The sequence below is a fragment of the Streptomyces sp. GMY02 genome (genome assembly GCF_019056675.1).
Lineage (GTDB): Bacteria > Actinomycetota > Actinomycetes > Streptomycetales > Streptomycetaceae > Streptomyces > Streptomyces odonnellii.
Genome location: NZ_CP077658.1, coordinates 7,235,572 through 7,253,343, shown reverse-complemented (window position 1 = coordinate 7,253,343; position 17,772 = coordinate 7,235,572). Strand labels below are relative to the sequence as shown.

At 71.7% G+C, this 17,772-nt stretch carries 16 protein-coding genes; 8 read left to right on the top strand and 8 right to left on the bottom strand.

What is annotated here, in order from left to right; all coding sequences use genetic code 11:
- Window positions 1–134: 134 nt before the first annotated feature.
- Window positions 135–998, top strand: a complete 864-nt coding sequence (locus KQY30_RS30890) for a hypothetical protein (RefSeq protein ID WP_217309846.1) — start codon at window positions 135–137, stop codon at window positions 996–998.
- A gap of 157 nt (window positions 999–1,155) precedes the next feature.
- Here the strand turns inward: KQY30_RS30890 and meaB are convergent, their stop codons facing one another.
- Genes meaB through KQY30_RS30875 form a run of 3 tightly spaced genes read right to left on the bottom strand, consistent with a single transcriptional unit; the run spans window position 1,156 to window position 6,381 of the window.
- A complete protein-coding gene (meaB, locus tag KQY30_RS30885) occupies window positions 1,156–2,139 on the bottom strand; it encodes a methylmalonyl Co-A mutase-associated GTPase MeaB (RefSeq protein WP_217311415.1) in 984 nt (327 codons plus the stop codon).
- 4 nt (window positions 2,140–2,143) lie between these two features.
- On the bottom strand, window positions 2,144–4,507 hold the full coding sequence (gene scpA / locus KQY30_RS30880; protein ID WP_217309845.1) for a methylmalonyl-CoA mutase: 2,364 nt from the start codon (window positions 4,505–4,507) through the stop codon (window positions 2,144–2,146).
- On the bottom strand, window positions 4,507–6,381 hold the full coding sequence (locus KQY30_RS30875; protein WP_217309843.1) for a methylmalonyl-CoA mutase family protein: 1,875 nt from the start codon (window positions 6,379–6,381) through the stop codon (window positions 4,507–4,509). The genes scpA and KQY30_RS30875 overlap by 1 nt, the downstream gene beginning before the upstream one ends.
- Window positions 6,382–6,707: 326 nt before the next feature.
- Here KQY30_RS30875 and KQY30_RS30870 point away from each other — a divergent pair, with 326 nt between their 5' ends.
- Together KQY30_RS30870 and KQY30_RS30865 are read left to right on the top strand one after the other, a co-directional pair.
- Entirely contained in the window at window positions 6,708–7,583 is an 876-nt protein-coding gene (locus KQY30_RS30870; protein ID WP_217309841.1) for an undecaprenyl-diphosphate phosphatase, read from the top strand.
- Between the two features lie 203 nt (window positions 7,584–7,786).
- Complete coding sequence (locus tag KQY30_RS30865; protein ID WP_046500521.1) at window positions 7,787–7,969, top strand: hypothetical protein; 183 nt, start codon at window positions 7,787–7,789, stop codon at window positions 7,967–7,969.
- An 11-nt stretch (window positions 7,970–7,980) separates the two neighbouring features.
- On the opposite strand, the gene KQY30_RS30860 is transcribed toward KQY30_RS30865, so the two are convergent.
- The 3 genes from KQY30_RS30860 to KQY30_RS30850 form a co-directional block, all read right to left on the bottom strand.
- The gene (locus tag KQY30_RS30860; RefSeq protein ID WP_217309840.1) at window positions 7,981–8,571 is read right to left on the bottom strand and encodes a GNAT family N-acetyltransferase; all 591 of its coding nucleotides are present in this window, start codon (window positions 8,569–8,571) and stop codon (window positions 7,981–7,983) included.
- Between the two features lie 76 nt (window positions 8,572–8,647).
- Entirely contained in the window at window positions 8,648–9,547 is a 900-nt protein-coding gene (locus KQY30_RS30855) for a RimK family alpha-L-glutamate ligase (RefSeq protein ID WP_217309838.1), read from the bottom strand.
- Window positions 9,544–10,518, bottom strand: a complete 975-nt coding sequence (locus KQY30_RS30850; protein ID WP_217309836.1) for a RimK family alpha-L-glutamate ligase — start codon at window positions 10,516–10,518, stop codon at window positions 9,544–9,546. Before KQY30_RS30850 ends, KQY30_RS30855 begins: the two co-directional genes overlap by 4 nt.
- A 579-nt stretch (window positions 10,519–11,097) precedes the next feature.
- Here KQY30_RS30850 and KQY30_RS30845 point away from each other — a divergent pair.
- Window positions 11,098–11,535 (top strand): nuclear transport factor 2 family protein, encoded by a 438-nt coding sequence (locus KQY30_RS30845; protein ID WP_217309835.1) that lies wholly within the window; start codon window positions 11,098–11,100, stop codon window positions 11,533–11,535.
- A 215-nt stretch (window positions 11,536–11,750) separates the two neighbouring features.
- Window positions 11,751–13,415: an apolipoprotein N-acyltransferase gene (lnt, locus tag KQY30_RS30840; protein ID WP_217309833.1), complete on the top strand. Its 1,665-nt coding sequence runs from the start codon at window positions 11,751–11,753 to the stop codon at window positions 13,413–13,415.
- Here the strand turns inward: lnt and KQY30_RS30835 are convergent.
- Together KQY30_RS30835 and KQY30_RS30830 are read right to left on the bottom strand one after the other, a co-directional pair.
- Window positions 13,327–14,244, bottom strand: coding sequence for a Gfo/Idh/MocA family protein (locus KQY30_RS30835; protein WP_217309832.1), 918 nt, complete (start codon window positions 14,242–14,244; stop codon window positions 13,327–13,329). The two genes, lnt and KQY30_RS30835, sit on opposite strands and share 89 nt — an antisense overlap.
- Window positions 14,245–14,281: 37 nt before the next feature.
- On the bottom strand, window positions 14,282–15,517 hold the full coding sequence (locus KQY30_RS30830) for an FAD-dependent monooxygenase (protein ID WP_217309830.1): 1,236 nt from the start codon (window positions 15,515–15,517) through the stop codon (window positions 14,282–14,284).
- A gap of 115 nt (window positions 15,518–15,632) precedes the next feature.
- Between KQY30_RS30830 and KQY30_RS30825 the strand changes: the two genes are divergently transcribed.
- The 3 genes from KQY30_RS30825 (at window position 15,633) to KQY30_RS30815 (ending at window position 17,568) form a co-directional block, all read left to right on the top strand.
- Window positions 15,633–16,295, top strand: coding sequence for a TetR/AcrR family transcriptional regulator (locus KQY30_RS30825; RefSeq protein WP_217309828.1), 663 nt, complete (start codon window positions 15,633–15,635; stop codon window positions 16,293–16,295).
- A 41-nt stretch (window positions 16,296–16,336) separates the two neighbouring features.
- The gene (locus tag KQY30_RS30820) at window positions 16,337–16,864 is read left to right on the top strand and encodes a DinB family protein (protein ID WP_217309826.1); all 528 of its coding nucleotides are present in this window, start codon (window positions 16,337–16,339) and stop codon (window positions 16,862–16,864) included.
- Between the two features lie 215 nt (window positions 16,865–17,079).
- A complete protein-coding gene (locus tag KQY30_RS30815) occupies window positions 17,080–17,568 on the top strand; it encodes a hypothetical protein (RefSeq protein ID WP_254407385.1) in 489 nt (162 codons plus the stop codon).
- Window positions 17,569–17,772 lie beyond the last annotated feature (204 nt).

Here is a 17,772-nt window from a genome sequence, read left to right as displayed (position 1 = left end):
TTCCGGCCGATCCATCAAATCGCTTGCGCGCCAAGGATTCCCGGGGTGCGTAAGCGCCTTGCATCGATTGCGTCGGGCATCGATGGAGCCGACAATTGCTTACGGAGCCGAATCCTTGAGGATGTGCGGACACCATGGACGACGAAAGCGCCCGGAACGAGTACGCCGACCTCGAAGCCGAGGGGGAGCCGACGGACGAGGTCGCCCCGCGCGAGGGCGACGAGCCGGCCGAGGACGAATTGGCCGGGGACGACATCGTGAACGAGGGCCCCTCGGACGTGTACCTCGATGTCCCGGTGCTGGACATCGAGGAGATCGATCTTGAGGTCGAGGACCTCTCCGCGAGTGTGTCCCTGCGGGCCGAGGTCCTGGATCTGCTCAAGCTTCAGGTGGGCGCCGATGTGGACCTCGGCAGGGTGCAACTCGGCATCAAGGGGGTGGAGGCCCAGGCCCAGCTCAAGGTCCGTCTCGGCAATGTGGCCGCCATCGTCAATCGCGTGTTGACGACGATCGACCGGAATCCGGAGATTCTGGAGCAGTTGACACGGAGCGCGGGGATGGTCGTCCAGGAGGTCGGAACGGGTGCCGGCCGGGCCGTCGGCGAACTGGGCAGGGGCACGGGCCGAGCCGTCGAGGACGTGGGACGCGGGGCCGGTGAGACGGTCGAGAACGTGGCGCACGGAGCGGGCGAAGCCGTCGAGGACCTGGGGCACGCAGCCCGGGAAACGGTCGAGGACGTCGGCGACAGGGCCGGTGAAACCGTCGAGCAGGTCGGCGGCACGGTCGGCGAAGCCGTCGAGGATATCGGCGAGACGGCCGGCGAAACCGTGGAAGACGTCGGTGACACAGCCGGTGAAACCGCCGGGGGCACGGCGAAGAAACGTGTCCGCAGAGAGGCCCGGGCACCCGAAGTGAGCACCCGAGAGCGGAGGGAGAGCGGGACGCGTTCGTCCAGGACCGCCCGGCGCCGCACGGCGCACCGGCGCCAAGCGCGCTGACGAGCAGCCGCCTCCCGCGCGCTGCCAGGCGCGACGCCCGCCGCAGGCGAACCCCGCGGGCGCCCCCCATACCCCGGCGCGCCCTTGCGCCCACGCGCCGCCGGACGCGCCCGCGCCCACACCGCCAGGCACACCCGCGCCCGCACCACCACGCGCCCTACGACCCCAGCGCCTCGATGATCCGTTCCGCCGCCGACGTCGCCGTCAGCCGGCCCTCCCGTACGTCCCGTTCCACCCGCGGCGCCACCTCCCGTACCGCCGGATGTTCCCGCAGCCGGTCCAGCAGGTGGTCGCGGACCATCGACCAGGTCCAGTCAACCTGCTGGTCGCTGCGTTTGTCCGCCAGGCGGCCGGCCGACGCGAGGACCGCGCGGTGCTGCTCCAGGCGGTCCCAGACCTCCTCCAGGCCCGTGCCCTCGCGCGCGCTGCAACTCAGGACCGGCGGGGTCCAGACCGCGTCCGCCGGGTGCATCAGCCGCAGCGCGCCCGCCAGTTCGCGCGCCGCGGACCGCGCGTCGCGCTCGTGCGGGCCGTCCGCCTTGTTGACGGCGATGACGTCCGCCAGCTCCAGCACGCCCTTCTTGATGCCCTGGAGCTGGTCGCCGGTCCGGGCGAGGCTCAGCAGCAGGAACGAGTCGACCATCTGCGCGACGGTCGTCTCGGACTGGCCGACGCCCACCGTCTCCACCAGGACGACGTCGTACCCCGCCGCCTCCATCACGATGATGGTCTCCCGGGTCGCCTTCGCGACGCCGCCCAGCGTGCCCGCAGTGGGGGACGGACGTACGAACGCCGCCGGGTCCACCGCCAGCCGTTCCATCCGGGTCTTGTCGCCCAGGATGGAGCCGCCGGTCCTGGTGGACGAGGGGTCGACGGCGAGCACCGCGACCCGGTGGCCGAGGCCCGTGAGCAGCGTTCCCAGCGCGTCGATGAAAGTGGACTTGCCGACGCCGGGCACCCCGCTGATCCCGATCCGGCGTGCCTTCCCCGAGTGCGGCAGCAGCTCGGTCAGCAGCTCCTGAGCGAGCGCGCGGTGGTCGGACCGGGTGGACTCCACGAGGGTGATGGCACGGGCGACGGACGACCGGGAGCCGTCCAGAACGCCCTTGACGTAGCTGTCGATGTCGATCCGCGGCGCCACACGCTCACCGCTCAACAGCGGAACCGGACACGGAACCCGAGCCGCCCGGCCCACCGGCCCCACCGGAACCGGCACCACCACCGGCATCAGCGCCGGAGCCACCACCAGCACCCGAGCCACCTGGACCCGAGCCGTCAGGCTCATGCCCCAGCGCCCCCGCCAGCGCCCTCAGCAGATCCCCCGCAGCGTCCGGAATCACCGTCCCGGGCGGGAAGACCGCCGCGGCCCCCGCCCGGCGCAACTCCTCGATGTCCTGCGGCGGAATCACCCCGCCGACGACGATCATGATGTCCTCCCGCCCCTCCGCCGCGAGCTCCTCGCGCAGCGCCGGTACGAGCGTGAGGTGCCCGGCGGCCAACGACGACACGCCGACGATATGCGCGTCCGCCTCGACCGCCTGCCGCGCCACCTCCGCCGGCGTCTGGAACAGCGGGCCGACATCCACGTCGAAGCCCAGGTCGGCGAAGGCCGTGGCGATCACCTTCTGGCCGCGGTCGTGCCCGTCCTGGCCCATCTTGGCGACCAGGATGCGCGGGCGGCGCCCCTCGGCCGCCGCGAAGTCCTCGACCGCGGCGCGGGTGCGCTCGACGGCCGGGGAGGTGCCTGCCTCGTTCCGGTACACACCGGAAATCGTACGGATCTGGCCCGAGTGCCGCCCGTACACCTTCTCCAGGGCATCGGAGATCTCGCCGACCGTGGCCATCGCGCGGGCCGCGTTCACCGCGAGCGCCAGCAGATTCCCCTCCAGGCCGTCGCCGGAACGCGCGCCCCCGCCGTCGCCCCCGGAGCCCGTGTCCGCCGCTGCCGTGAGCGCCCGCAGCGCGTCCTGGCACGCCGACTCGTCTCGCTCGGCGCGCAGCCGCCGCAGCTTCTCGATCTGCTGGGTCCGCACCGACGAGTTGTCGACCTTGAGTACATCGATCTGCTCGTCCGAGCCGCTCTCCACCCGGTACTTGTTGACGCCGATGACCGGCTGCCGCCCCGAGTCGATCCGCGCCTGGGTACGGGCCGCCGCCTCCTCCACCCGCAGTTTGGGGATCCCGGCGTCGATGGCCTGCGCCATGCCGCCCGCCGCCTCGACCTCCTCGATGTGCTGCCAGGCGCGCCGGGCCAGGTCGTACGTCAGCTTCTCGACGTACGCGCTGCCGCCCCAGGGGTCGGTCACCCGGCAGGTCCCCGACTCCTGCTGGAGCAGGAGTTGTGTGTTGCGGGCGATACGGGCCGAGAAGTCGGTGGGCAGCGCCAGCGCCTCGTCCAGCGCGTTGGTGTGCAGCGACTGGGTGTGGCCCTGGGTGGCGGCCATCGCCTCCACACAGGTGCGGGTGACATTGTTGAAGACGTCCTGCGCGGTGAGCGACCAGCCAGAGGTCTGCGAATGGGTGCGCAGGGACAGCGACTTGGGGTTCTCCGGGTCGAACTTCTTGACCAGCCTGGCCCAGAGCAGCCGCGCCGCCCGCAGTTTGGCGATCTCCATGAAGAAGTTCATGCCGATGGCCCAGAAGAAGGAGAGCCGGGGCGCGAACGCGTCCACATCGAGCCCGGCGCCGAGCCCGGCGCGCAGATACTCGACCCCGTCGGCGAGGGTGTACGCCAGCTCCAGATCGGCGGTCGCCCCCGCTTCCTGGATGTGGTAGCCGGAGATGGAGATCGAGTTGTAGCGGGGCATCTTCCGCGAGGTGTACGCGAAGATGTCGGAGATGATCCGCATCGACGGTTTCGGCGGATAGATATAGGTGTTGCGGACCATGAACTCCTTGAGGATGTCGTTCTGGATGGTCCCGGCCAGCTTCTCGGGCGGTACGCCCTGCTCCTCGGCTGCCACGATGTAGAGGGCGAGTACGGGCAGGACCGCGCCGTTCATCGTCATCGACACGCTCATCCGGTCCAGCGGGATGCCGTCGAAGAGCTGCCGCATGTCGTAGATGGAGTCGATGGCCACGCCCGCCATCCCGACGTCGCCGGTCACCCGCGGATGGTCGCTGTCGTAACCGCGGTGGGTCGGCAGGTCGAAGGCGACGGAGAGGCCCTTCTGCCCGGCGGCGAGATTGCGCCGGTAGAAGGCGTTGGACTCCTCGGCCGTGGAGAACCCCGCGTACTGCCTGATCGTCCACGGCTGGTTGACGTACATCGTCGGGTACGGGCCGCGCAGGAACGGCGCGATGCCGGGGTACGTGCCGAGGAAGTCGAGGCCCGCCAGGTCGTGTGCGGTGTAGAGGGGTTTGACGGCGATGCCCTCGGGGGTGTCCCAGCCGAGTTCTACGTCCGCCCGGCCGGTGTGCTCCTTGACGGCCGTACGCCACTGGTCCTCGGTGACCGCGGCGCTGTCACCCGGATCCAGGCTGATGCCGGAGAAGTCGGGGATCCCCATCACGCCACTCCCATCCGGTCGAGTACGGAGGTGAGGACGGCGACCGCGTCACCGCCCGCGACGACGAACTCGTCCACTCCGGCCTCCAGATATGTGTCTCGGTGCTCGCCGGGGCGGCCGGCGAGAAAGACCCGCAGCGCGCCGACGGACTTGAGCGCCGCCGCGACGGGCGCGGCGTGCTCGGTGTAGAGCGCGTCGCTGGAGCAGAGGCAGGCGACGGCCGCGCCGCTGCGCGTGAAGGCCTCGGCCGCGGTGTCCGCGTCGACCGACATCGGTTCGTGGACCGGTTCGATTCCGCCGGCCTGGAAGAGGCTGGCGGCGAAGGTGGCCCGCGCGGTGTGCGCGGCGGCGGGTCCGAGGGCCGCCAGGAAGACCCGGGGGCGTGCGCCGGTGGCCGCGAGATGCGCGTCGGAGCGGGCGCGGAGCGCCTCGTACGCCTCGTCACGGCGTACGACGGGCAGTCCGCCGCCGGGCGGCTCCGGCGCCGGGTCGCGCTCCACCGGGACCTGCGCGAGCTGCGGGAACTCGCTGACGCCGGTGATGGGTTCACGCCGCCGGGCGAGCTTCTCCGAGCGCTCCCGCCAGGTGGCGGAGATCCGCTCGCCGATCAACCCGTCGCGCAGGGCGGCTCGTTGGCCGCCGGCGCGCTCGATCTCCTGGAACCAGGCCCAGGCCGCGTGCGCGAGGTCGTCGGTGAGCCGCTCCACGTACCAGGAACCGCCCGCCGGGTCGATGACCCGCCCCAGGTGCGACTCCTCCAGCAGGATCGTCGACGTGTTGCGGGCGATTCTGCGGGAGAAGTCGTCGGGCAGTCCGAGGGTGTGGTCGAAGGGCAGTACGGTCACGGCGTCGGCTCCGCCGAGCCCGGCGGCCAGCGCGGCGACGGTGGTCCGCAGCATGTTCACCCAGGGGTCGCGCCGGGTCATCATCACCGACGACGTCACGGCGTGCTGGCGCTGCGCCCCGGCGGCGGGCGCGCCGCAGACCTCGGCGACCCGGGCCCAGAGCCTGCGCGCGGCACGGAGTTTGGCGATCGTGAGGAACTGGTCCGCGGTGGCCGCGTACCGGAATTCGAGCTGTCCGCAGGCCGCTTCGACGGAGAGTCCGGCCGCGGTGAGATCACGCAGCCAGCCGACTCCGGTGGCGAGCGAACAGCCCAGCTCCTGCGCGTCCGAGGCGCCGGCCTCGTGGTACGGCAGGGCGTCGACGCAGATCGCGCGCAGACCGGGGTACTCACGGTGGCAGAGCGCGGCAAGTCCGGCCGCCTCCTCGGTCCCGCCTGCCGTCTCCCGTCCTGTACGGGCGAGTTGGGCGACCGGGTCGGCGCCGAGGGTGCCGCGCGCCTGGTCGCGTGCCACGCCGCGTTCGTCGTAGAGCTTCAGCAACTCCCGTGCGGCGGGCGCGAATTCGTCGCCCGCGTCGAGCGCGACGGGCGCCAGGTCGAGAAGGACGCCGTCGAGCGCGGTGGCCAGTCCGCTCACCGGCACTCCGGCGGCTCCCACGCCCAGCCACAGCGAGGTCGCCCCGTTCTCCAGGTCGGCGAGCACGGCTTCGTTGGTACGCACGGGATCGGGCCGCGTATGGCGCTGCCGTACGTCCCAGCCGGCGACGGCACCGCCCTCCGGCCGGCCGCCCCGGGTGAACGGAGCGAAACCCGGATAGCCGCTGTCGCCGGGCGTGTCCTCCGCGGTGTAGAGCGGACGGGTGGTGAGCCCGTCCTGAAGTGTTGTGGCCAGTGCCTCCTCGGCGGCCGGTCCCGTGACATCACGACCCGTTTTGCGCAGTACGCCCTCCACCAGGCTCTGCCACTGCTCGCGGGTCGCGTCGGGGAACTCGGCGGCCAGGGAAAGCCCGTCGTCAGGCAGGACCGTCATGCCCAGATGTTAGGACAGCGCGCCGAACGAGCAGCAGAGCGCGCGCCTGTGAGCTATCCCTCTCCATGAGACGCCATGTGTAGGCCTTTCACTGTGCGGAATGCCGTATGCGGCCGACGGCGGTCCAAGGGGCCATGAGCGGTGGCCGGGCGGCCCGAACGGCGAGGTACGGGCGGCTCACACCGGGGGCTGCCAGCGGTCCTGTCCTCGGCAGACGCTACGCTGCCCCGAACCGGTATGAGATCACCGTGCCCATTGTGTGATTGTCATGCCACCGGATGCCGCCTGCCGCGCGCTCACTTATTTCTGGGATGGCGTAGTACCTCATGTCATGGTTCGAATCTTTCGTTCTCGGGCTCGTCCAGGGACTGACCGAGTTCCTGCCCATCTCGTCCAGCGCGCATCTGCGGCTGACGGCGGCCTTCGCGGGCTGGCACGACCCGGGAGCGGCGTTCACCGCCATCACCCAGATCGGTACGGAGGCGGCCGTCCTGATCTACTTCCGCAAGGACATCGCCCGTATCGTTTCCGCATGGTGCCGCTCGCTAGTGAACAAGGCGATGCGCGGTGACCATGACGCCCAGATGGGCTGGCTGGTCATCGTGGGTTCGATCCCGATCGGTGTGCTCGGGGTGACCTTCAAGGACCAGATCGAGGGCCCGTTCCGTGATCTGCGGCTGATCGCGACCACGCTGATCGTGATGGGCATCATCCTCGGCGTGGCGGACCGGCTCGCGGCCCGTGACGAGATCGGCGGCAAGCACCGCGCCATCAGGGAGCGCAAGTCGCTCAAGGAACTGGGTGTCAGGGACGGTCTGATCTTCGGCATCTGCCAGGCGATGGCGCTGGTGCCCGGTGTCTCGCGCTCGGGCGCGACGATCAGCGGCGGTCTGCTGATGGGATACACCCGCGAGGCGGCGGCGCGCTATTCGTTCCTGCTCGCGATCCCGGCGGTGCTGGCCTCCGGCGCGTTCGAACTGAAGGACGCGGGCGACGGCGGGCATGTGTCCTGGGGCCCCACGATTTTCGCCACGATCATCGCGTTCGTTGTGGGATATGCCGTTATCGCCTGGTTCATGAAGTTCATTACGACCAAGAGCTTCATGCCGTTCGTGATCTACCGGGTGCTGCTCGGTATCGCGCTGCTCGCCCTGGTCGGTACGGACACACTCAGCCCGCACGCGGGCGAGTCGGCGGGCTGAGGTCGGCGGGCCGAGGTCGGCCGTCTGCCGTTCGGCGGCCGACCGGCGCCCGGACACAGACGCAGGTGTAGGCGCAGGCAGATCGGGCGGAGCCGGGGCAAGGCGGGATTTCGGGCCACGATCCGGGTGCGATATCGGACAGTGTGAGCAAAGACGCGCCCTGATCGGTGCCCTGGTACCGCACTTGCCCCTACGCTTGTCATATGTCCTCCACTCGTGCCACTGGCTCCTCGGCGGCTGACGCCGTTGCGGCCAATGAGCGGATTCGCGCGCTGGTCGACGCCGCCGACGGGACCTGGCCCTCGGAGGCGTACGAAGTGTTGCTCCAGGAGTGGGCCGCCGCCGTACACCGCGGCGACTCCGACCAGGTGAACGAGGCCGCGTAGGCTCGGCGGCCTCAGTCCCTGGGCACCGGTGAAGACCCCGGGATGCCCTCGGGGACGGTCCTCGGGACGACCCTCGGAATGATGAGCACCAGTTCCGGCCGGTCCCACATCACGGCGGGCGGATTCGCGGCTTCGGTTCCGGTACGGCGAGCGCCCACACTGCGGTAGAAGCCCTCGGCGGGCGGGTGCGAGACGATACGGACACGGTCGAGCCCGGCCTCGCCCGCCCGCCCCTTCAGATGCTCGATGAGCCGGCGGCCGAGGCCCAGGCCCTGGGCGTCGTCGGCCACGAACATCAGGTCGAGTTCCGCCGGGACCGAAGCCGGAACGGTAGTACGACCGGACCCCGCGGCCGGCAGTACGAGGGCGTAGAAGCCCAGGATCCGCTCGCCGGAATCGACGGCCACGAAGACCTCATGGGCCTCGATGTAGTCGGGCCCCACCCGGTATCCGGTGATCATCGGCGCGTACGGGCCCTCGTAGGCACGCGAACGGCGGACCAGCGCCGTGAGCCGTTTGGCGTCCCGGGCGGTCGCCCGTCTGATCCGTACGGCCTCGCCGCCGAACCGGGCGCCATTTCGTCTCGTAACCCGCGAAGCCATGCAGTGAGTATTACGTATCGCTCTGGGACGCCTGAGACCGGAGGGGCGCTGAACACCACCCGAGGCTCCCCCGGCCTCACCGGGGTAATACGGGTGAACCGCCTGTGGCGGTCCGCAGCGCCAGAGCCGCGAGCGCCTCCGGGGCGCCTGCCTGTCCCCTGATGCCAGGGAAGGCGTTTATGTCCACGATCAGGGGGGCGCCATCGCCCGCGTCGATGAGATCGACCCCGTACACGTCGAGCGCGAAAACGGGGCCGATCCGGAGGACGAGGTCGAGCCATCCGCCGGGGAGTTCGCTGAGGGGCAGCGGGACGGCCGGCGGGAGGGCCGATGGGCGGTTCGCTGGGCGGGTGGACGGGCGGGGCGGCTCGTGGCCTGTACCGCCGTTCGTGGAGTCCGTCCCGGAGTCCGCCAGCTCCGAGCGGCGCAGGGCCGCGAAGACCTGTCCGGCGACCACCCACACCTTGTGGTCCCAGCCGCTGTTGGCGGTGAACGGCTGCACCACCACAGGCTCATCGGCCCATTCCGCGCTCGCGCACAGCGCGCGCAACGCCCCGGCGTCGTCGACGCGGGCGACCAGATCGTGCCGCCGGCTGTGCCTGCTCTTGACGACCAGCGGGTACGGGAGGCCGGCCTCGGCCACAAGTTCCCGCAGGGCGCCCACGGTCCGCGTCGCCGCGAACGGCAGCCCCGCCGACTCGGCCAGCGCGGCCATCGCCGTACGGTCCTGACAGAACCCGGTCGCCGCGGCCGAGTTCACCACCGGAGCCCCGCGCTCCTCGAAAGACCTGGCCAGGGCCAGCGCCCGCGGTGTCCGCGCCTTGAGGAGATAGACATCGGCCAGGGAAGGTTCACTCGGTACGGGGTGCCGTGCGCCGGGATCGATCCAGCCGACGTGATGACGGGGTGTCAGCAGCGCGGCGGTGGCGGCCAGCAGGGGATGACCGGGCCGGGGCGTGATCAGACAGATCCTCATCGGCCCTCGTCGGCTCGGGTCGGGCGCAGCGGGGAACCGGCCCTGAAGGCACCGCGTTTGGGGAGCGGAATGACCTCTGCCGTACCTGCCTCGTTCCGGTCGGTACCGGATTTGGTCCGGTCCATACCGGTCGCGGCTTCTTCTGTACCCGGAACGGCCCCGCCCGTACGCGCCAGTTGGAGGACGGCCCGCGCCACCCGGTCCACCGCGTCCGGGACCAGCCGGAAGCTCGGGAAGTCATTGACATCGACGATCACCGGACCGTCAGGGCCCAGCAGCACGTCCAGCCCGTACAGGTCGAGCCCGTACACGGCCCCGACCTCCGCCGCCAGTTCCGCCACCTCGGCCGAGAGCGGTACACGCCGCTCCCTCGTCGGACGGTCGGGGTGCAGGGGCGAGCAGCGCTCCGTGGCGTACAACTCGCCGCCGACGCAGTACACCTTGAGGTCGACCCCCGAGTTGGGCACATACGGCTGCGCGATCAGCATTCCCTCGGCGGCCAGTTCGGGCCTCAGCTCGGCCAGCCGCTCGGGCGTGGGCACGAGCCGTACCGCCCGCCCCGAACTCCCGTCGGCGGGCTTGACGACCAACGGATATTCCGTGTCCGGCAGTTCGGCGAGCGACTCCGGCCGGGCCGCCGCGTAGGTCAGCGGCATCGGAAGGCCCCGGCTGCGCCCCACCACCGCGGCGAGCGCCTTGTCCCGCACTCCACGGATGGACCGCGCGTCATTGACCGTGGTCAGCCCGACGGCCGCGGCGGCTTCGAGCAACGTCAGCCCCGGCCCCCCGGACACCGTCTTGAGCACCCACGCGTCATGACTCCCCGCCCGCACCGCCTCCGCCAGCCGCACCAGCGAACTCCCGGGCCGCAGCACATCCACCCGATGCCCCCACGAGACCAACCGCCGCACCACCTCCAGGGGCATCCCGTCGTACCGGTACTGCTCCTCCACCAGAAAGCAGAGCCTCATTGACCTTCCCGTCATCTCGGACACCAGAAAGGTCATAATCCGCCCCGCCCCCACGCCACGACCGCGCGGGTCGCCCCAAGACGCGGCCAAGAAGGAGGACGACGTGGGCAGTCGCGACTCGCGGTAGCCCGCTGGCCGGACCGCACGGCGCACCAGTTGACACATGTGGTCCAGCAGCACAAGCTGCCACGGTTTCCGGTGGAGGCGTGGGTGATGTAGCGGGTGGGGTTGTTCTTGCTCGTGCCGGTGCCGCCGATGGGGTAGTCGTCGCCACAGAGGTCCGCAGGGCAGAGGCCAGTGGGGTTGGACTGGGTCACCGGATTGTTGTGGGCGTAACTGTAGGCGTTCATCTGGCTGGGGCTGTCGGCATCGATGCGAGGGTCGTCATGTCGACCGCGGCCGTCATGGTCCCCCGTTGAGTCGCCGTCGCAGGCGACTGGACCGGCTACCAGGCCGTCAGCCGTGTCCATGCCGTCGCGTATGGACACGGCTGACCGCACGGATGATGTCGGCGCAACGCACGAGTGACCTCTGTGCGCGGCTCTTGGCCGTACGGGATTCCTGCCCGAGACTGAGCCGATGACACAGCGCGTGGATCTCGCGACCGTGATGGGCCGTCTCGCCATCGATGAGGTGATCACGAATTACGCGGTGGCCGTGGACGAGGCCGACTGGCCCGGGTACCGGGCCCTGTTCACTCCGGACGGGCGGGCCGACTACACCGCTGAGGGCGGTATCGAGGGGTCGGCCGCCGAGGTGGCCGACTGGCTGGCCGGGACGTTGCGGCCGTACAGCGTGCATCAGATCCTGATCGTCAACCGGCGGCTGCGGATACAGGGTCCCGACGGGTATCCGGGCGACCGCGCCGAGGTGCGGGCGGACTATCTGAGTCCGCGGCGGCACGAGTCGGGCGAGGAGTCGATGAGCGGCGGGCGGTGCTCGTTCGGGCTGCTGCGCGGCGATACGGGGTGGCTGCTGCGGACGGTGGCGGTGCACGAGAAGTGGCGGCGCAAGTAGGGCCTTTTCCCAGGTAGCGCTTGTTCCCCCGGCAGGGCTTGTTCCCCAGGTAGCGCCGCCCGACCACTCCGGAGGTAGCGCCGCCCCGCCACTCCGGCCGGCCTCCCCGGACCCGGCTTTCTCTCCCGTCCCTCCCGCTTCGGTGCCGTTCATCGGGGGAAGAGAACCCGAAGGGGGCAAGGGCCCTCAAGCGGCGGGGCGAGGAGGCTCTTCGGATGCGAGGCCCGGTCGGGCGGAGCCTGGCGTCGCCGTGGTGGCGCGGTGCCGCCGCGGTCGTGGCGGGCTCGCTGCCTGCCCTGGCGTTTCCCGAGCCGTCCCTGTGGTGGTTCGCGTATGCCGCGCTGGTGCCCTGGATGCTGCTTGTACGGTCGGCCCCCACCGGCCGGCGCGCGGCGCTGGAGGGCTGGCTCGGCGGTATCGGCTTCATGATTGCCGTACATCACTGGCTGGCACCGAGTCTGCATGTGTTCCTGGTGCTGCTGGCCGCGCTGCTCGGGCTGCTGTGGGCGCCCTGGGGGTGGCTGATGCGGTCGATGCTCGGCGGGTCGCCGTCCGCAGGCCGGGCTCTGGCGGCCGTCGCCGTGGTGCCCTCGGGCTGGCTGGTGGCGGAGCTGATCAGGTCCTGGCAGGGACTGGGCGGACCCTGGGGGCTGCTGGGCGCCAGCCAGTGGGAGGTCTCCCCCGCCCTGCGGCTCGCCTCGGTGGGCGGGGTATGGCTGGTGAGTCTGCTGGTGGTCGCGGTGAACACCGCGCTGACCGTGCTGATCGCGGTCCCCCGGCTACGGCCGAGGCTCACCGGAGCGGTATCGCTCGTGCTGTGCGCGGTCACCCTGGTCTCGGTGTGGGCCTGGGCGCCGGAGCCGGAGCGGTCCGGTACGGCGCGGATCGCGGTGGTCCAGCCGGGCGTCGTCGACGGCGCGGACGCCCGCGAGCGCCGGTTCACACAGGGCGAGACCCTGACCCGCCCCCTGGCCGGGCAGGATATCGATCTGGTGGTCTGGGGCGAGAGCAGCGTGTCCGCCGATCTGGCGACCAGGCCCGATCTGGCGGCGCGGCTCGCCGTACTGTCCCGCGCGGTCGGCGCCGAGATCCTGGTCAATGTCGACGCGCGCAGCACGGACGCGGCGGGGACGGACGGGATATTCAAGCGCGCCGTACTGGTCGGTCCGAACGGCCCGACGGGCGATACGTACGACAAAATGCGGCTCGTGCCCTTCGGCGAGTACATACCCGCCCGTGCGGCCCTGAGCTGGGTCACCTCGGTGGGCAAGGCGGCGGGTGAGGACCGCGAGCGCGGCACCCGGCCGGTGGTGATGGTGCTGCCGGACCATGACCGCGGGGACAGCCTGGACAGCGGGGACGGAAGGGACGCGGAAGACAGCGGGGACAGGGGAGGGTTGCGGCTCGGTCCGCTGGTCTGCTTCGAGTCGGCGTTCCCCGACATGAGCAGACGGCTGGTGCGGGACGGCGCGCAGATGCTGGTCGCGCAGTCCTCGACCTCGACGTTCCAGGGGAGCTGGGCGCCGGAGCAACATGCCTCGCTGGCGGCGCTGCGGGCCGCGGAGACCGGCCGGCCGATGGTGCACGCCACGCTGACGGGCGCGAGCGCGGCGTTCGGGCCGAGTGGGGAGCAGGTCGGCGAGTGGATCGGTACAGACCGGAGCACGGCCGGCGTGTTCGACGTTCCGCTGGCCCGGGGCACGACCCCGTACACCGAGCTGGGCGACTGGGCGGTCTACGCCGCTCTCGCCGTACTGGCCGCGCTCTGCGCCACGGACGGCGCGCGCTCGTTCAGGACGCCGCCTGTTCAGCCTGCTCCCATGCTGCTCGTACCACCCGCTCGCACAGCTCATGAGTCCGGAGCGCACCCTGTGCGCTGAGGAGCGTTCCGGACCGTACGGCGTCCAGGAAGGCGAGCACGCACTGCTCGATCCCGCGCTGGCGGGCCACCGGCACCCAGTCGCCGCGCCGCCGCACGCTCGGCTGCCCCTTGTGGTCGACGACCGTCGCGAGATCGTGGACGGCCCGCTTGGTGTCCTGACCGGACACTTCGAGGATCTCTTCGTTGGAGCCGCTCATCCTGTTCATCACCCCGAGCGCGGTGAAGCCATCGCCGGAGAGCTGAAGAACCACATGATGCAGCAGGCCGTCGCGGATCCGGGCCCGTACATCGGTGTGTTCGACGGGTCCGGGGAGCAGGAAGCGCAGCGTGTCGACGACATGGATGAAGTCGTCGAGGACGAAGGTGCGCGGGTCCTCCGGCAGGCCGACCCGGTTCTTCTGCATCAGGATCAGCTCGCGCGGATGCTCCAGGCACTGGGCGTAGCCGGGCGCGAAGCGGCGGTTGAAACCAACGGCGAGGCTGACACCGCGCTCCTCGGCCAGGGCCACCACCCGCTCCGAGTCGGCGAGTTCGTACGCGATCGGCTTGTCGACAAAGGTCGGTACGCCCGCCTCCAGCAGCCGTACGGCGATCTCGGCGTGCACGGCGGTCGGCGCGTGGACGAACGCGGCGTCGAGGTCCTGTGCGAGGAGAGAGTCCAGGTCGGCGTGGCAGTGCGCGGCCGGGACGCGATAGGTCTCGGCGGTCGCCGCCAGGGTGGCGGGGGTGCGCGTGTGGAGATGCGGCTCGACCCCGGGCAGGGTGGTGAGCACCGGCAGATAGGCCTTCCGCGCGATGTCACCGAGCCCGATGATGCCGACCTTCACGGGGGCCTCCCTCTGCCTGACGTGGCCTGACGTGCTGTTATGACGGGTGTGCTGTCCCGGCAGCATACGTGCGCGGCGGCGGGCGCCAGTCGGCGATCCCCGCGAAGCCGCGCAGGAGCAGGCCAGGGACCAGCCGAGAGACGGTGGCGATCGCGGTGTCGCGCAGGACGGCGGTGGCCGGCGAGGTGGCCGCGATCATCCGGCCGGTCCGCGCGGCCTGGCGGACGATGGCGGTGGTACGGGGGAGTCTCGCGGCCGAGTACGCGGCGAGGGCCGCCGGAATGCCGGAGGCATCGGGGGTGTCGGGGTCGCCGGGGATGTCATGTCCCGGTCCTGCGTGATGGGCGAGGACGACGGCGTCCTCGATGGCCTGGTTGCCGCCCTGGCCCACGGTGGGCTGCATCGCATGGGCGGCGTCGCCGAGCAGGGCGGTCCGGCCGCGATGGTAGGCGGGCAGCGGCACGCTCATCTCGTGGACGTCATGGCGCAGGACCTGGCCCGGCTCGACGGCCCGGATGATCCGCGGCACGGGATCGTGCCAGTCCCCGAACAGCCTGAGCAGTTCCGCCCGCTCGTCGTCGAGGGCGTGCGCGTCGGCCGACGCAAGCGCCATGGCGTACGCGTAGACCCGACCGTCCTTGAGCGGCTGCGTGCCCCAGAGCCGCCCCCGCCCCCAGGTCTCGTGCGGTGCGAACGGCCGCTCGGGCGCTGGTACGACCAGCCGCCAGGTGGTGAATCCGGTGTACCGCGGCCCGGGATGGCCGGGGAACAGCGCCCGGCGTACGCAGGAGTTGATGCCGTCGGCGCCGACCACGAGATCGGCCTCCCACTCGCCGCCGTCCGGGGCGGTGACCCGAGCCATGCGGCCGTTCCCGCCCGGATCGGCGAGGGTGGCCGCGGTGCCGGTTCGCACCACGCCTTCGGGAAGCGCGGAGGCGAGCAGGGAGATCAGCGTGGCGCGGTGGACCAGGACGACGGGGCCGCCGAAGCGGTCGGCCGCGGCCTCCGCGCTCGTACGGGCGAGCCAGCGGCCACCGGGGGCGCGCAGGCCGCCGTCACCCTGCCAGGCGGAGAGCGACCGGACCGTGTCACCGAGCCCGATGACATCGAGGGCACGCTGCGCGTTGGGCGTGAGGCCGAGGCCGGCGCCTACGGGGGTGAGGTCGGAGGCGCGTTCGAGGACGGTGACCGCCCAGCCCCGCCGGTGCAGGGCGACGGCCGCGGTCAGTCCGCCGATTCCACCGCCGATGACAACGGCGCGAGGCTGGTCCATGGCCTTCTCGATTCTGCTGGGGTGACAGGCAGCGCGACTCAACTACAGGTGTAGTGATCCAGCAGCGTACTACAGCCGTAGTGGTGGTGTCGGCGGGCAGCGATAGATTGGCCGCATGGCCACTCGCACCACCGGCGCCCCGCCCTCCGCCCGCGCCCGGCTGATCGCCGACACCGCGCTGGCCCTGCTCGCCGAGCGGGGGATGCGCGGGCTCACTCACCGGGCGGTGGACGAGCGGGCCGGGCTGCCGCAGGGTTCGACGTCGAATCACGCGCGGACCCGGCAGGCCCTGCTCGAAGCGGCGGTACGACGGCTGGCCGAGCGCGAGGCGCAGGTGCTCGCGCCGGACGAGATGCCCGGGGCCGCGGGCGGTCCCAGCGGCCGGAGCGCACCGGTCGGGCCGGCCGACGCGCTGGCGCTCGCCCTGCACCGCTATCTGACCCGCCATCCCGAACTGCTCGTCTGCCGTTACGAACTGGCCCTGGAGGCCACCCGGCGTCCGGAGCTGCGCGCCTACTACGACGCGGCGGGCCGGCAGTTCCGCGAGCCGCTGGTGGCGATGATGCGGGCGGCGGGCTCCGCGGAGCCCGAGCGGCACGCGCTCTCATTGGTGGCCTGGTGCGAGGGGCTGATGTTCTCCTGCGCGGTGGGCTCGTACCACGACGCCGTACCGTCCCTGGACACGCTGCGCCGCGGATTCGACGAGCTGCTCCGCGGCATGCTGGCCGACGGCGGCAGTCCTGGCGGCCCGGACGACCGGCACGACCTGGGTGAATAACGCGTCGCCAGGGCACCGGTCCGTACGTGAGGATGGCCGCCATGACAACGACTGAGCGCGCCGAGCGCACCGAACCCTCCACCGTCGCGGGCGAACGCGAGATGTTGGAGGGCTGGCTTGAGTACCACCGCGAGACCCTGGCGGTGAAATGCGCCGGGCTGGACGAGGACCGGCTCCGGGAGACCTCCGTACCGCCCTCCGATCTGAGCCTGCTGGGTCTCGTACGGCATATGGCCGAGGTGGAGCGCGGCTGGTTCCGCAACACGCTGGCCGACGAGAAGGCCAGGCCCATCTACTTCACGGACGCCGACCAGGACGGGGACTTCCATCCCGGTCCGGACGACACCTGGGACGAGGCCTATGCCACCTGGCAGGCCGAGATCGCCCGGGCCAGGGAGCTGGCCGCGCCGCACGCCCTGGACGACTTCGGCGCGGGACGGCGGCGCCGCTCCACGGGCGAGCCGTACAACCTGCGCTGGATCTACACCCACATGATCGAGGAGTACGCCCGCCACAACGGCCACGCGGACCTCCTCCGCGAACGGATCGACGGCGCGACCGGCGACTGAGCAGGACACTCCCCGCGCCGGTCCCGCCCGCCGCCGGTCCCGCGCCCTGTCCGGCCCGCCACCGCGTGCCCCGTCGCCCGGGGGCCGACCTACCGCACCCGGCCGGTGGAGATCCAGCGCACATCACCCGTCCGGGCCAATCCGCGCTTGAACGCACTCCAACAGCCGCTCCGCCCAGCAGAGTTGTCCGAGTGCACCGAACGAGAAGCGCAGCGATGGTTCTGATGGGAATGGCGGTCACGGCCGTCTCCGGGTGTGTGTCCGTGGAGCCACGGCCCGCGTCCGTGTCCGTACCGTGGCCGGGGGCGAGCAGCGGGGCGCCGGGGGCGGGCGGCGCGCAGCCGCAGATCGTCCAGGCCCCGGCCAGGGAGGCGCTGGAGGCGATCGTCCCCGACCGCAGCCCGGAACCGGCCCCGCTGTCCTCCCCCGAACCCCGGCCGCCCACCGCCGACCCGGCCGCCGAACCCCCCGCCGACGCCGCCCCCGAGCAGGCACCACGCGCCGACCGCCCCCGGGGCGGCCCCGCCCCCGTACGTCCACCGCGCGAGCGCCCCCGCGAGCAGCCGGAGCGCAAGCGCTCCCCCGCGCCGCCCGGCGCCCCGGCTCCCGCGCTCGCCGATGTGTGCGCGCTCGGCGAGGCCTATGGCCGCTGGCCCGCGGACAGCCCCCAGGCCCGTATCTGCGCCCGGACCTACCGGAATTGACCACACCAGACCGGTCCCAACCGCACCCCGGCCAGACCGGCCCGGCCGCACCCGGCCAGCCCCAAGCGCAACCCGGCCGCCCCCGCCCGGACCCGATCGCAACCGCGCCGCTCCCAGCCGCGTCCCCCGGCCAATCCCGGCCGGCCCCAGCCAAACCCGTCCGCACGCCGCCCGGACCTCGGCCGGCCTCGCCCGCACCCCGGC

Coding starts and splice junctions, on each gene's coding strand:
- KQY30_RS30890 (WP_217309846.1), top strand. CDS start 135: ATGGACGACGAAAGCGCCCGGAACGAGTACGCCGACCTCGAAGCCGAG.
- scpA (WP_217309845.1), bottom strand. CDS start 4,507: ATGGGGATCCCCGACTTCTCCGGCATCAGCCTGGATCCGGGTGACAGC.
- KQY30_RS30875 (WP_217309843.1), bottom strand. CDS start 6,381: ATGACGGTCCTGCCTGACGACGGGCTTTCCCTGGCCGCCGAGTTCCCC.
- KQY30_RS30870 (WP_217309841.1), top strand. CDS start 6,708: ATGTCATGGTTCGAATCTTTCGTTCTCGGGCTCGTCCAGGGACTGACC.
- KQY30_RS30865 (WP_046500521.1), top strand. CDS start 7,787: ATGTCCTCCACTCGTGCCACTGGCTCCTCGGCGGCTGACGCCGTTGCG.
- KQY30_RS30860 (WP_217309840.1), bottom strand. CDS start 8,571: ATGGCTTCGCGGGTTACGAGACGAAATGGCGCCCGGTTCGGCGGCGAG.
- KQY30_RS30855 (WP_217309838.1), bottom strand. CDS start 9,547: ATGAGGATCTGTCTGATCACGCCCCGGCCCGGTCATCCCCTGCTGGCC.
- KQY30_RS30850 (WP_217309836.1), bottom strand. CDS start 10,518: ATGAGGCTCTGCTTTCTGGTGGAGGAGCAGTACCGGTACGACGGGATG.
- KQY30_RS30845 (WP_217309835.1), top strand. CDS start 11,098: ATGACACAGCGCGTGGATCTCGCGACCGTGATGGGCCGTCTCGCCATC.
- lnt (WP_217309833.1), top strand. CDS start 11,751: ATGCGAGGCCCGGTCGGGCGGAGCCTGGCGTCGCCGTGGTGGCGCGGT.
- KQY30_RS30830 (WP_217309830.1), bottom strand. CDS start 15,517: ATGGACCAGCCTCGCGCCGTTGTCATCGGCGGTGGAATCGGCGGACTG.
- KQY30_RS30825 (WP_217309828.1), top strand. CDS start 15,633: ATGGCCACTCGCACCACCGGCGCCCCGCCCTCCGCCCGCGCCCGGCTG.
- KQY30_RS30820 (WP_217309826.1), top strand. CDS start 16,337: ATGACAACGACTGAGCGCGCCGAGCGCACCGAACCCTCCACCGTCGCG.
- KQY30_RS30815 (WP_254407385.1), top strand. CDS start 17,080: ATGGTTCTGATGGGAATGGCGGTCACGGCCGTCTCCGGGTGTGTGTCC.